Annotated in this window: 12 protein-coding genes; 8 read left to right on the plus strand and 4 right to left on the minus strand. The window is 63.7% G+C overall.

Translation table 11 applies throughout. From position 1 onward, the window contains the following. Window positions 1-162 precede the first annotated feature (162 nt). Window positions 163-1,002: a UDP-2,3-diacylglucosamine diphosphatase gene (locus G8E10_RS16840; protein WP_132447371.1), complete on the plus strand. Its 840-nt coding sequence runs from the start codon at window positions 163-165 to the stop codon at window positions 1,000-1,002. Window positions 1,003-1,121: 119 nt separating this feature from the next. After that, a complete protein-coding gene (locus tag G8E10_RS16845; protein WP_167130010.1) occupies window positions 1,122-2,345 on the plus strand; it encodes an MFS transporter in 1,224 nt (407 codons plus the stop codon). Here the strand turns inward: G8E10_RS16845 and dgcA are convergent. Next, window positions 2,297-3,277: an N-acetyl-D-Glu racemase DgcA gene (gene dgcA, locus G8E10_RS16850; RefSeq protein WP_167130011.1), complete on the minus strand. Its 981-nt coding sequence runs from the start codon at window positions 3,275-3,277 to the stop codon at window positions 2,297-2,299. The genes G8E10_RS16845 and dgcA overlap by 49 nt on opposite strands. A gap of 183 nt (window positions 3,278-3,460) precedes the next feature. Here dgcA and G8E10_RS16855 point away from each other — a divergent pair, with 183 nt between their 5' ends. From G8E10_RS16855 to G8E10_RS16870, 4 genes are all read left to right on the plus strand, one after another. Then, on the plus strand, window positions 3,461-4,624 hold the full coding sequence (locus G8E10_RS16855; RefSeq protein WP_422037414.1) for an MlaE family ABC transporter permease: 1,164 nt from the start codon (window positions 3,461-3,463) through the stop codon (window positions 4,622-4,624). A gap of 14 nt (window positions 4,625-4,638) precedes the next feature. Next, window positions 4,639-5,547: an ABC transporter ATP-binding protein gene (locus G8E10_RS16860; protein ID WP_167130012.1), complete on the plus strand. Its 909-nt coding sequence runs from the start codon at window positions 4,639-4,641 to the stop codon at window positions 5,545-5,547. 63 nt (window positions 5,548-5,610) lie between these two features. After that, window positions 5,611-6,981 (plus strand): MlaD family protein, encoded by a 1,371-nt coding sequence (locus G8E10_RS16865; protein ID WP_110799010.1) that lies wholly within the window; start codon window positions 5,611-5,613, stop codon window positions 6,979-6,981. Window positions 6,982-7,211: 230 nt separating this feature from the next. Beyond that, window positions 7,212-7,823 (plus strand): ABC-type transport auxiliary lipoprotein family protein, encoded by a 612-nt coding sequence (locus tag G8E10_RS16870; RefSeq protein WP_167130013.1) that lies wholly within the window; start codon window positions 7,212-7,214, stop codon window positions 7,821-7,823. Between the two features lie 109 nt (window positions 7,824-7,932). Here the strand turns inward: G8E10_RS16870 and G8E10_RS16875 are convergent, their stop codons facing one another. Together G8E10_RS16875 and hemF are read right to left on the minus strand one after the other, a co-directional pair. Beyond that, the gene (locus G8E10_RS16875) at window positions 7,933-8,208 is read right to left on the minus strand and encodes a BON domain-containing protein (RefSeq protein WP_167130014.1); all 276 of its coding nucleotides are present in this window, start codon (window positions 8,206-8,208) and stop codon (window positions 7,933-7,935) included. Between the two features lie 95 nt (window positions 8,209-8,303). Then, a complete protein-coding gene (gene hemF, locus G8E10_RS16880) occupies window positions 8,304-9,215 on the minus strand; it encodes an oxygen-dependent coproporphyrinogen oxidase (protein ID WP_167130015.1) in 912 nt (303 codons plus the stop codon). Window positions 9,216-9,446: 231 nt separating this feature from the next. On the opposite strand from hemF, the gene G8E10_RS16885 reads away from it, so the two are divergent. Further along, a complete protein-coding gene (locus G8E10_RS16885) occupies window positions 9,447-9,707 on the plus strand; it encodes a hypothetical protein (RefSeq protein WP_167130016.1) in 261 nt (86 codons plus the stop codon). Here the strand turns inward: G8E10_RS16885 and G8E10_RS16890 are convergent. Next, window positions 9,704-10,171, minus strand: a complete 468-nt coding sequence (locus G8E10_RS16890) for a tRNA (cytidine(34)-2'-O)-methyltransferase (RefSeq protein WP_167130017.1) — start codon at window positions 10,169-10,171, stop codon at window positions 9,704-9,706. The two genes, G8E10_RS16885 and G8E10_RS16890, sit on opposite strands and share 4 nt — an antisense overlap. A 458-nt stretch (window positions 10,172-10,629) precedes the next feature. Between G8E10_RS16890 and G8E10_RS16895 the strand changes: the two genes are divergently transcribed. Further along, window positions 10,630-12,486 (plus strand): ABC transporter ATP-binding protein, encoded by a 1,857-nt coding sequence (locus G8E10_RS16895; RefSeq protein WP_167130018.1) that lies wholly within the window; start codon window positions 10,630-10,632, stop codon window positions 12,484-12,486. Window positions 12,487-12,608 lie beyond the last annotated feature (122 nt).

Below are 12,608 nucleotides of genomic sequence, written 5' to 3' on the forward strand. Positions count from 1 at the left end.
ACCCTCTTTCAGAACGGGGTTCTTCTGGCACGAATTCGCCGGTGCGTACAGTTCGCGGCACAGGTTTTGGCAGGCTTCTCACATTCACGTGTTGTGTTGTCATGCTCCTGAAACAGGAGTCTGTTTTCAGGAATAGCAGGATCTGAAACCCGGAGAGGACTGATGGACCAGAGAGTGAGCGAGCCTGCCGTCCGGCATTTCCGGACCCTGTTCATTTCCGACGTGCATCTGGGCTCCAAGGCCGCAAAGACCGATTACCTGCTCGATTTCCTGCGCCTGCACGATGCCGATACGATCATCCTCGTTGGTGACATCGTCGATGGATGGCGGCTGAAGCGCTCCTGGTACTGGCCGCAATCCTGCAACGATGTGGTGCAGAAGCTGCTGCGCAAGGCCCGCAAGGGCACGCGGATCATCTATATCCCCGGCAATCACGACGAATTCCTGCGGGCCTTTCCCGGTATGCATTTCGGCGGCATCGAGGTGGCCTCGCGCCACATTCACGAGAGTGCCGACGGACTGCGCTATCTCGTGCTGCATGGAGACGAGTTCGACGTGGTGGTGCGCAATGCGCGGCTGCTCGCCTATCTCGGCGACTGGGCCTACGACACGGCGATCGTCATCAATATCGGGCTTGCCGCCGTGCGCCGCCGGCTCGGCATGCCCTACTGGTCGTTTTCGGCCTGGGCGAAGCAGCAGGTCAAGCACGCCGTCAATTTCATCGGCGAATTCCAGACGGTCGTGGCCGCGGAAGCGCGCAAGGCCGAGGCGGACGGCGTGGTCTGCGGGCATATCCACCATGCGGTGATCGAGGATATCGACGGCATCCGCTATATGAATTCGGGCGACTGGGTGGAAAGCTGCACGGCGATCGCTGAGCATGCCGACGGGCGCATGGAACTACTCACCTGGAACGTGCTGGCCGGCGCACCGCAGCCCGCAGAGGACAGCAGCGAGGCCCAGGCTCTGGTTGGTTCGTTTCTCGCGCGGCACGCCGCCTGAGCCGGGTCGCTTCCGGAAAGAGCCGGTGACGGTCATCTCCCTGTTTTCGGGAGAGGTTCGCACTGGCGCGGTCTACCCGGGCCATGATAACCGGCAGGATCGACATCAGGTCATCCCGAATGGATTCTTCCTCTTCGCCAAGGTTCCATGAGCCGGCGCCGCCTTCACGATTCGTGGCGCGGATCGCGCTGCTCTTTAGCGCGCCGCTGTTCATCAACGGGTTTGCGCTGCCCTTCTTCCCGGTCTGGCTGGCCTCATTGTCGTTCGATGCAGCGCAGATTTCGGTGATCCTGGCGGTACCGATGTTCGTGCGGGTGTTTTCTGCGCCGGTCGCGGGAATGATCGCGGATAAGCTTGGCGAGCGGACGCGGCTTCTCCTCTGGTCGGCCGGACTGTCGCTGCTGACGGCGCTCGGGCTGTTCGTGTCCCACGCGTTCTGGGCGGTACTGGCCATCTACACGCTGCAGGGCGTTGTCTATTCGCCCTATGTGCCGATCGTCGAGGCTGTGGCGCTGACCGGCGTGCGGCGCTGGGGCTTCGACTATGCGCGGATGCGGCTGTGGGGCTCCATCGCCTTCATTTGCGCGACGATGATCGGCGGCGCGCTGATCAGCCGTTTCGGCGCGATGATGGTGCTGCCGGCGATGACGGTGGGCTTCGTCGCCATGGTCGCGGTCACGTTCCTTGCGCCGCGCGTCGGAGCGCCGCGGCGTCCCTCCACGCTGACGACGCTGGCCGACCCGCCGCCGAAGGCGCTACGCGCGCCGGACATCCAGATGCTGCTGATGGGCGTCGGGCTCGTCAACGGCAGCCACGGCATGCTGTTTGCGTTTTCGGCACTCTACTGGACGAGCATCGGTTTCTCGGGGACGGAGGTGGGGCTGCTCTGGAGCGCCGGCGTCGCGGCGGAGATCGCCATGTTCGTCGCGGCCAAAATGATCCTCGTGCGGGTCAGCCTCTGGGGGATGATCTTTTCGGGCGCGGGGCTTGCCATCCTGCGCTGGCTCGTCTTTCCGCTCGATCTCGGCTTCTGGGGCTATTTCGCGCTGCAGTGTTCCCACGCCTTCACCTACGCCATCATGCATACGGGGCTTCAGACCATGCTGGTGCGCCGTGTGGCCGAGCGGCAGGAGACGGCGGCGCAAGGGCTTTACTTCTTCTATACCGGTATCTTCACGGCGCTTTGCACCTTCGTCTCCGGCATCTTCTATGGCTGGTTCGGCGTGCACGGCTTCCTGTCCATGGCGGTCGCCGCCTTCATCGGCTTTGCGCTTCTCATCGTCGCCTGGACGATTCAGCCCCAGAGTTCCGGCTCCAGCGGCATGAGCAGCGAGCCCTCATAGCGCAGGCCCGGCTCGCGGTCGCGCGCAAGCAGCAGCGGACCGTCGAGGTCGACGAAGGCAGCGCCTTGCGCGAGAAGGGCTGCGGGCGCCATGGCAAGCGACGTGCCCACCATGCAGCCGACCATGACGTCGAGGCCGAGTGTGCGGGCCCGGTCGCGCATGTCGAAGGCGTGGGTGAGGCCGCCGGTCTTGTCGAGCTTCATGTTGACGGCGTCGTAGCGGCCGGCGAGGTGATCGAGATCAGCGATGGTGTGGACGCTTTCATCCGCACAGACGGGAACCGGCCGGGGGACGCGGGCGAGGATCTCGTCATGGCCAGCCGGCAGCGGTTGCTCGATGAGCGCGATGCCCGCTTCCTCGCAGACGGCGAAATGTGCCGCCAGATTATCCTCCGTCCAGCCCTCGTTGGCATCGAGGATGATGATTGATTCGGGGGCGGACCGCCGGACCGCACGGATGCGGGCAGTGTCGTCCGCGGTGCCGACCTTGACCTTGAGGACCGGCCGGAAGGCGGCTTCCGCCGCACGGGCTGCCATCGTCTCGGCGTCGGCGAGCGAGATCGTGTAGGCGGTGACGAGGGGTTGCGGCATAGGAAGACCGGCGAGCTGCCACGCGGGAAGGGCACTCTTCTTTGCCTCCAGGTCCCAGATCGCGCAATCCACCGCATTGCGGGCCGCACCCGGCCGCATGATGCGGGCGAGTTCGGCCCGGCCGATGCCGCGCTCGATCGCGTGACGGCAGGCCTCGATGGCCGCGACGACGCTTTCGATCGTCTCGCCGTAGCGGGCATAGGGCACGCATTCGCCGATGCCGCTCGTCACGCCCTCCCGCAGCCGGCAGGTGACGACGGAGGCTGCCGTTTTGGAGCCTCGCGAAATGGTGAAGTGCCCGGCGATGGGAAAATGCTCGATGGTGATCTCAAGCGTGGTCATCTGCGTATAGCCCTTCCGAAACGATCCTTCCACAAGACGTGGCATCCACATCACGGTCGTCAACTGCCTGTCGTCACGATTGTCCCCGGCGTCTTTTCCATCGGTGACATCGTTAACGCCAGTCGCTATGAGTGTTGGCTGATCGCTCCCGATGCAACCTTTGCCCAGAGAATTTAGAGCCGCGTGACCAAAACCCTCGTCAAGACTGAAGCGACCGTCGAGCGCGACGATTCCGGCGAGAAGGGGGACACGGTCTATCGTTTCGGCGGTAACTGGCGCGCCTCCGGCCTGCCTTCCGTGGTGAAGCGTCTGGATGAAATGGCCAAGCCCGCCGGCGGGCCGCAGGGCGCGCAAGTCCGATTCGACCTCTCCGACATAAGCGCCATGGACACGGCCGGCGCCTGGATCATCCGCCGCTTCATGACGAAGCTCGGCGGCGACGAGGCGGTGACGCTGGATGGCGGCAATGCCGGCTATCTCGAACTCGTGAAGGCGCTGCCGGCCGAACTGCGCGATCCGCAGGCCGATAACGGCCCGCCGCGCACGCTCGCCGACCGCGCGTTCCAGCCGATCGGCAAGGCCGTGCTGGCGATGTGGGACGACACGGTCGCGGCCATGTACATCGTCGGTTCCGCCGTTCGCGGGGCACAGCTGAAGGTCGGCCGCCACAGCGGTCTGTCGCCCGCCGCCATTGTCAACCAGATCGATCGCATGGGCGTGCAGGCCGTGCCGATCGTTGCCCTGATGTCGTTCCTGATCGGCGCGATCATCGCGCAGCAGGGCGCCTTCCAGCTGCGTTATTTCGGCGCCGAACTCTTCGTGGTCGATCTCGTCGGCATTCTGCAGCTGCGTGAAATCGGCGTGCTCCTGACCGCCATCATGATCGCCGGCCGCTCCGGCAGCGCGATCACGGCCGAGGTCGGCTCGATGAAGATGCGCGAGGAGATCGATGCGCTGAAGGTGATGGGCCTGAGCCCCATCGGCATCCTCGTGTTCCCGCGTCTCGTCGCTCTCACCATCGCCCTGCCGCTTCTAACGATCATCGCCAATTTCGCGGCGCTTTCGGGTGCTGCCCTGGTGGTCAACATCTATTCCGGCATCACGCTCGATACCTTCCTCGCCCGTCTGCAGGAGGCCGTCGATTTCTCCTCCGTGCTCGCGGGCATGATCAAGGCGCCGTTCATGGCGTTGATCATCGGCATCGTGGCCTCGGTCGAGGGCATGAAGGTCGGCGGCAGTGCCGAATCGCTCGGCAAGCACGTGACGCAATCGGTGGTGAAGTCGATCTTCGTGGTCATCCTCATCGACGCCCTCTTCGCCATCTTCTACTCGGCGATCAATTTCTGATGGAGGCGACAGCGATGCAGACCGCCGACGATGCACAGGACAACACGCCCGGCCCAGCGAAGGATAAGGGCGATCGCGAGATCATCCTGTCGGTCAAGGACCTGACGGTCGCCTTCGGCACGAACGTCGTGCTGGATGCGCTGAACCTCGATATCTATCGGGGCGAGATCCTCGGCTTCGTCGGTCCTTCGGGCACGGGCAAATCGGTGCTGATGCGCACCGTGCTGCGGCTTCTGCCGCGCCGTTCGGGCAAGATCGAGATTTTGGGCGCTGAATATGACGCGGTGAGCGACGAGGAGCGCGTGGAACTCGACACGCGCCTCGGCGTGCTGTTCCAGCATGGCGCGCTGTTCTCCTCGCTGACGGTGAAAGAGAATATCCAGGTTCCGATGCGGGAATATCTCGACCTGCCGCAGGAGATCATGGACGATCTGGCGCGGCTGAAGATCGAGCTGGTTGGCCTTGCGCCGGAAGCGGCCGACAAGTTTCCCTCCGAACTCTCGGGCGGCATGATCAAGCGCGCAGCGCTGGCGCGCGCGCTGGCGCTCGATCCGGACCTCGTCTTCCTCGACGAGCCGACATCGGGTCTCGACCCGATCGGTGCCGCCGAGTTCGATGAATTGATCGCGCGGCTGCGGGACACTCTCGGGCTCACCGTGTATATGGTGACTCACGACCTCGACAGCCTGTTTTCGGTCTGCGACCGCATTGCGGTTCTCGGGAACAAGAAGGTCATGGTGGAAGGGACGATCGAGGACATGCTCGCCTCCGACGACGACTGGGTGCAGTCCTATTTCCGCGGCAAGCGGGCGCGCTCGATCGTGCGCGACGATGGCCACGACCTGCACCATCACGATCCGAACGCGCCGCGGCGCGACGAGAGCAGCCGGCAGGGCAGTGAGAAGAGCGGGCGCGCAAGCTGACCGGTTTTACAAGTTTCAGACAGTTCTAATTAGGCCCGCGCGGCCACAGGGTAGACGCCAAAGATGGAAACCAAAGCTAATTACACGATCGTCGGGTTCTTCACCATCGCCGTGATCGTCGCCGCCTTCGGGTTCGTCTACTGGATGTCCCAGTTCGGACGCGGCGGCGAAATGGTCGAGCTGGTCGTGAGCATTCCCGGCTCCGCCAACGGCCTGAGCGTCGGCTCGCCGGTGCGCTTCAACGGTATTCCCGTCGGCAGCGTCCGCAGCCTTGCGATCAACGCCAACGATCCGCGCTATTCGGTCGCCGTCACGGAAGTCTCCGCCGATGCGCCGGTGCTGACCTCCACCAAGGCCACGCTCGAAGTGCAGGGCCTGACGGGTGCTGCCTATATCGAGCTCAGCGGCGGCAACAAGGGCGAGCCGAGCATTCTGCGCAAGGCGATCGACGAGGGCACCTCGGCCCAGATCCAGGCCGACCAGTCGAGCGTGACCAGCCTGCTGGCAACCGCCGACAAGATCATGGACCGCGCCAATGACGCGATCGGCGATATCCAGGGCTTCGTCTCCGACGTCCGCGGGCCGCTGACCGGCACCATTACCAATGCCGAACGCTTCTCCAAGTCGCTTGCCGACAATTCGGAAGGTATCGACCAGTTTCTCGAAAGCGTGAGCGCGCTTTCGACCTCCATCAACAGCGCCGCCGAGAAGCTCGATTCGACGCTGACCTCTGCTGACGCGCTGGTGAAGTCGGTCAATCCGCAGGACGTGAACCGCATCGTGTCCAACGTCGCCCGGATGACCGACGAGCTGTCGACAGCCTCGGTCGGCGTGGCCGATACGATCGCGACAATCCGCAAGACCGCCGAGACCTATGAGCGCTTCGGCGCGAATGCGACGACGACACTGGCCAAGGTCGATTCGCTGCTGGGCGCCGTCGATACGCAGAAGGTGGGCAACGTCATCAACGACGCCTCGGTCGCCAGTGCCGACGCCCGCCGCGCGATCTCGACCTTCGCGTCGCTGGCCGACAGCGTGCGCGAGCGGCAGCCGGAGATCGACCAGACGATTACCGACGTGACGCAGATAGCCAACAAGCTGAACGCCGCTTCCAGCCGTGTCGATGGTATTCTCGTCAAGCTCGACGGCTTCCTCGGCGATGCGGATGCGCCCGGTATCTCGCAGGACGCACGCCAGACGCTGGCTTCGTTCCGCAGCGTGGCCGACAACATCAACGCCCAGATCGGCCCGATCGCAAACAACCTGAAGCGCTTCACCAGCTCCGGCCTGCGCGACATCGAGGCGCTGGTGGACGATACCCGCCGGACCGTGCAGTCGCTCGACAGCACCATCTCGACCTTCGACAAGAACCCGCAGCGGCTTCTCTTCGGCGGCGAGACGGTGAAGCAGTATGACGGGCGCACGCGTCGCTGAGGCTTGATAAAGGCTGACTGCGATTCGGATAAAGGCGGGACCGGCCAAGGTTTATGGCCGATCCCACGCCCTGCGAGACGCGCCTCGCACCGGGTATTTGACGAGAAGCGTGACATGACTGCACAGGTTGTCGCTTTTCCGCGCTGCACGTGATGCGACGGAGGCGTTTCGCCCTTGTCTTGTTCAAGTCGCTGCTTAGATTGCTCCCCATCAATAAGGGTCATGGCTGAATGTTTCCGGACGTCAACGGTACTGGTAAATCGCGTTTCCTCCGGGCTTTGGCTCTTCTTCTCGTGGCAGCACCGCTTGGCGCCTGCGCGGGAAAGCCGAATAACGACACCTACAGCCTGTCGTCCGTCCCGACAATTGAGGGACCGGCTGCGACCTCCAAGCAGATTCTCGTGCCTGAGCCGACGGCGCTGAAGGCGCTCGACAGCGACCAGATCGTCATCCGGCTTTCGGGCTCCGAACTGCAGTACCTCGCGAAATCGCAGTGGGGCGACCGCCTGCCGCGCATGGTGCAGTCGAAGCTGGTTCAGGCATTCGAAAACAGCGGCAAGGTCGGCGGCGTCGGCAAGCCGGGCGAGGGCCTCGCCATCGACTATCAGGTCGTGACCGAAATCCGCTCCTTCGAGGTGGACACGACCGGGTCGCGTACCGCGGTGGTGGAGATCTTCGCCAAGATCGTCAACGATCGCAACGGCACCGTTCGCGCCCAGAAGGCCTTCCGCGCCACCGTTCCGGTGTCGGGCACCGGTGCACCGGCCTATATCAAGGGGCTCGACGGGGCTGGCGCCAAGGTGGTCGCCGATATTGTTCGCTGGACGCTCACGGCGATCTGAGATCGAACATTCTCTTTCAACAACGGCTGCAGGGCGATCGCTCTGCAGCCGTTGTCGTTTCGGGTGGAAGAGAGAAATCCGACGCGACGCCCAAATGCCGCGTTCACCTTTATGTCTGCATCTCCGGAATCGTCATCTGGTTGATCACCTCGTCGACGCCCTCGACGGACGTGGCCGCTTCCACTGCGCGGTCCGCCTCCTCAAGCGAACTGATGAAGCCGGAGAGGACGATGGTGTTGCCGCGGGAGACGACGGTAACGTCGCTGACGTCTATGTCCCGCATGGCCGCCAGCGTATCGGCCACGCGGGTTTCCAGATCTGCCGGCTGGTTGGCTGCCGCATCGCCCGGGTCCGTACCGAAGAACGTCCGTTCCTTGTACACCATCGTCATTGCTCCTCTGATCCCATGCTTTTGCACGGACGAACAACGTCGATGGCGCCGATTGGTTGCGATCAGCCCCCAGTAGCGCCGACAGGCGCTCAGGGGTAGCGAACGACCGGCGGGAGCGAGGAGAGGATCGAGTCGACATTGCCCCCGGTCTTGAGACCGAAGATGGTGCCGCGGTCGTAGAGCAGGTTGAACTCGACATAGCGACCGCGCCGGACGAGCTGCTCGTCACGATCCTCTTCCGTCCACGGATTGTTGAAGTTCGAGCGGACGATCTTCGGGTAGAGCATGGCGAAGGCGCGGCCGATATCCTGGGTGAAGGCGAAGTCCGCTTCCCAGCCGCCCTGTTCGTCCGACGAGTGCAGCCAATCATAGAAAATGCCGCCCGTGCCGCGCGGCTCGTTGCGGTGTTTCAGGAAAAAGTATTCGTCGCACCATGCCTTGTAGCGGGCATGGTCGGCCACCGCATGACGGCCACAGGCGATCTCGAGACCCTTGTGGAAGAGGATCGTATCCGGATCTGTCATGACGCGGCGTCGGTCGAGCACGGGGGTGAGGTCGGCGCCGCCGCCGAACCACTGGCTGGTGGTCACGACCATGCGCGTGTTCATATGCACGGCGGGCACATTGGGGTTCACGGGGTGGGCGATCAGCGAGATGCCGGATGCCCAGAACCGGGGGTCTTCGGTCGCTCCGGGGATCTGCGCGCGGAACTCCGGTGAGAACTCGCCATAGACGGTGGAGGTGTGCACGCCGACCTTTTCGAAGACGCGGCCCGCCATCATCGACATGACGCCGCCGCCACCTTCGCCGCCGTCGCGCTGCCAGGGCTTCCGCTCGAAACGGCCCGGAGGCTCGTCGGCGAGCGGACCCGCGAGATCGTTCTCGATGGCCTCCAGGGCAGCGCAGATCGTGTCGCGCAGGCTCTCGAACCAGGCGCGGGCGCGCAGCTTCTTGTCTTCGATGTCGTCGGGCAGGCCGGGTGGCAGGTCGGGTCGTTCCATCGCGGCAGTCCTCGGTGCGTGGCGTTCGGTCATTCCTAGACTAATTCGGTGACGAGCGGAATTACAGGGTCGGTCTATCCTGTTGTTTTACCGGATTTGCCTCAATGTCTGCACCCGTTCTTGGAGCATGCACGTCTTCTCCGAACATGCGTGATTCGACTCGCAAAAATGCGGCGTGGTGCTTATCTTGTTTCCAGCACCGTATCTCTCCGGATGACGAAAGGGCGTGGCATGGCAAGACCTCGGGCACCTCCATCGCTCGATGGCCTGAAGCGGCAGATCGCGCGGCATCGCGAGCGGCGGTCCGAGACCGGTGGCAGCCTGTTCGTCCGCGAGACCTTCCTGCTTGACCGTCCCGCCGCCCGGGAAAAGGCGCAGGAATGGTTCGCGCATTTCCCAAAGGCCGCCTATTGGACCGAGGTCGAGAGCTGGCGTCAGCTCGAGGGCGACCGGATCGAGTTCACCATGCGCCGGCTGCCGACGGCGGATTAGGCCGGCGAGAGGTCCGAAGAGGTCTGGCGCAGGGCTTCGCCCGCAATCATCGCTACCGACATGGCAAGGTTGAGCGAGCGCTGGCCCTCGACCATTGGAATGATGATGCGCGCATCCGCTGTAGCATGGACCGTGTCCGGCACGCCGGCGCTTTCGCGGCCGAAGAGCAACGTATCTCCGGGCGCGAATGTGAAGCGGGTATAGGGCTGGGCCGCTTTGGTGCTCGCCAGCACCAGCCGCCGGCCGTTGCGCTGGCGCGCGTCCTCGAACGAAAGCCAGTTCACGTGCCGCGCCAGCGTGACGGAGGCGATATAGTCGAGGCCGGCGCGCTTCAGGTTCCTGTCCGACAGGTCGAAGCCGGCGGGCTCGATGATGTCGACGCCGAGGCCGAGGCAGGCGGCAAGGCGCAGGATGGTGCCGGTGTTGCCGGCGATATCGGGCTGGTAGAGGGCGATGCGCAGCATGCGAGCCGGTTACGGCATCCGTGCCGAATTGGCAACAGCGGGAGCCGGTCTTCCGGCACGGCGAAAAAAGCCGTCATGCGATCTGGTGCGGCCGTGAAAAATTCGTTAAGAGGTTGCCAGCGCCCACACGAACCGTACGGAGGATTGCATGGATATCTCAGTGACCGTCAACCTCCGGGTGACCTGGCTCCGATCCCTTCGGACCGCATCTCACCCCTGACCGGTTCGCGCCGCTTCTTCTCCGTTTCCGGATATTCCAGCGCCGCTCGCCAAGGTCTGATCGTGCTTTTCCCGGCATTGATCTCCGTGACGTCAGCCTGACGCCCATCGCGGCTTCGTTATCCCGAATGCGGACGCTTCCGCCTTCCCAATACCCTCTTTCTCGCCGCGATCCCTGGGCATGACCGTTTTCGGTCGTCATGGATCGCTCCGGAATCTCCTGTTTTTGGAGCCTGATCATGTTCGGCTGGTTTGAATCCCGCCTCGAAGCCTATCCGCAGGAGGAGCCGAAAGCGCCTCCGACAGGCCTGTTTGCCTTCTGCTGGCACTATTCCCGGCCGGCAGCCCCGTGGTTGTTCATCATGGCGTTCTGCGCAATGCTGATTGCCGTCGGCGAAGTCGCGCTGTTCCAGTTCCTCGGCAGCCTCGTCGACTGGCTGGCCGCGGCCGACCGCGCGACGTTCCTTCAGACGGAGGGAACGCGGCTGATGGTCATGGGGGCGATCATCCTCATCGGCCTGCCGGGCATCGTCGCGCTGAACTCGATGGTCATGCACCAGATCCTGCTCGGCAACTACCCGATGATCGCGCGCTGGCAGATGCATCGCTATCTGCTGCGCCAAAGCATGACGTTCTTTGCGAACGAGTTCGCCGGGCGCGTCGCGACCAAGGTCATGCAGACCTCGCTTGCCGTTCGCGAAACGGTGATGAAGATCCTCGACGTCTTCGTCTATGTCGTCAGCTACTTCGTCTCGATGCTCGTCGTCGTTGCCGCGGCCGACTGGCGGCTGCTGGCGCCGCTCGTCGTCTGGATGGCCTGCTATATCGGCATCGTCGCCTACTTCGTGCCGCGCCTGCGGAAGATCTCGAAAGAGCAGGCCGATACGCGCTCGATGATGACCGGGCGGATCGTCGACAGCTACACCAATATCGCGACCGTCAAGCTGTTCTCGCATGCGGGCCGGGAAGAGGTCTATGCCAAAGACAGCATGGACGCGTTTCTCGGCACGGTGCACAAGCAGATGCGCAAGGTCACGCTGTTCCACGTGCTGGTCTACACCAACAACTGCATCGCGCTGTTTGCCATCGCATCGCTCGGCATTCATCTGTGGATGACGAGCGACGTCTCGATCGGGTCGATCGCGATTGCCGTTTCGCTCGCCATGCGCATCAACGGCATGTCGCAGTGGGTGATGTGGGAGGTTTCGGCGCTCTTTGAAAACATCGGCACCGTTTATGACGGCATGTCGATGATGACGAAGGCGCACGATATCGTCGATATTCCCGATGCCAAGGTGCTCGATGCATCGCGCGGCGGGATCGTCTTCGATGCCATCGGCTTCGACTACGGCAAGCACAAACAGGTCATCGACCGGCTGTCGCTGTCGATCGCGCCGGGCGAAAAGGTCGGTCTGGTCGGCCGTTCGGGTGCGGGCAAGACGACGCTGATGAACGTGCTCCTGCGGTTCTACGACCTGAAATCGGGGCGCATCCTGATCGACGGGCAGGACATCGCCATGGTGACGCAGGACAGCCTGCGCCGGCAGATCGGCGTCGTGACGCAGGATACCTCGCTGCTCCACCGCTCCATTCGCGACAACATCGCCTATGGCCGGCCGGAGGCGACAGACGAGGAGATCGTCGCGGCGGCGAAGCGCGCCAATGCCTGGGAGTTCATCGCGATCCTCGAGGACAATCAGGGCCGCAAGGGTCTCGATGCTCAGGTCGGCGAACGTGGCGTCAAGTTGTCCGGCGGCCAGCGTCAGCGGATCGCGATCGCGCGCGTGTTCCTCAAGGACGCGCCGATCCTGATCCTCGACGAGGCGACTTCGGCGCTGGATTCGGAGGTGGAGCAGGCCATCCAGGAAAACCTCTTCGCCCTGATGTCCGGCAAAACCGTCATCGCCATCGCCCACCGGCTCTCGACGCTGACGGAGATGGACCGGCTGGTCATCCTCGAACAGGGCGAGATCATCCAGACCGGCACCCATGCCGAGCTGGTGCAGGAGAAGGGGTTGTACGCGGATCTCTGGTCGCGGCAGTCCGGTGGGTTCCTGCAGGAGGATGGGGACGCGAAGGACGAGGCTGCGGAGTAGGCGCTTCGGATCGTTCTTCTCATTGGGCTCGGTGGGTGGGGCTGCCCCTCACCCTAGCCCTCTCCCTGCGCGCGGGGAGAGGGGACGCGGTTGCGGTATCTCGTTTCCGTTGTGGCTTATTC

The sequence above is a fragment of the Ferranicluibacter rubi genome (assembly GCF_011603255.1).
In the GTDB taxonomy this organism is placed as follows: domain Bacteria; phylum Pseudomonadota; class Alphaproteobacteria; order Rhizobiales; family Rhizobiaceae; genus Ferranicluibacter; species Ferranicluibacter rubi.

What these genes read in the sequence shown, in the direction of transcription:
- G8E10_RS16840 (WP_132447371.1), top strand. Translation starts at nt 163, where the DNA reads ATGGACCAGAGAGTGAGCGAGCCTGCCGTCCGGCATTTCCGGACCCTG.
- G8E10_RS16885 (WP_167130016.1), top strand. Translation starts at nt 9,447, where the DNA reads ATGGCAAGACCTCGGGCACCTCCATCGCTCGATGGCCTGAAGCGGCAG.
- G8E10_RS16860 (WP_167130012.1), top strand. Translation starts at nt 4,639, where the DNA reads ATGCAGACCGCCGACGATGCACAGGACAACACGCCCGGCCCAGCGAAG.
- G8E10_RS16875 (WP_167130014.1), bottom strand. Translation starts at nt 8,208, where the DNA reads ATGGTGTACAAGGAACGGACGTTCTTCGGTACGGACCCGGGCGATGCG.
- G8E10_RS16895 (WP_167130018.1), top strand. Translation starts at nt 10,630, where the DNA reads ATGTTCGGCTGGTTTGAATCCCGCCTCGAAGCCTATCCGCAGGAGGAG.
- G8E10_RS16845 (WP_167130010.1), top strand. Translation starts at nt 1,122, where the DNA reads ATGGATTCTTCCTCTTCGCCAAGGTTCCATGAGCCGGCGCCGCCTTCA.
- G8E10_RS16870 (WP_167130013.1), top strand. Translation starts at nt 7,212, where the DNA reads ATGTTTCCGGACGTCAACGGTACTGGTAAATCGCGTTTCCTCCGGGCT.
- hemF (WP_167130015.1), bottom strand. Translation starts at nt 9,215, where the DNA reads ATGGAACGACCCGACCTGCCACCCGGCCTGCCCGACGACATCGAAGAC.
- G8E10_RS16890 (WP_167130017.1), bottom strand. Translation starts at nt 10,171, where the DNA reads ATGCTGCGCATCGCCCTCTACCAGCCCGATATCGCCGGCAACACCGGC.
- dgcA (WP_167130011.1), bottom strand. Translation starts at nt 3,277, where the DNA reads ATGACCACGCTTGAGATCACCATCGAGCATTTTCCCATCGCCGGGCAC.
- G8E10_RS16865 (WP_110799010.1), top strand. Translation starts at nt 5,611, where the DNA reads ATGGAAACCAAAGCTAATTACACGATCGTCGGGTTCTTCACCATCGCC.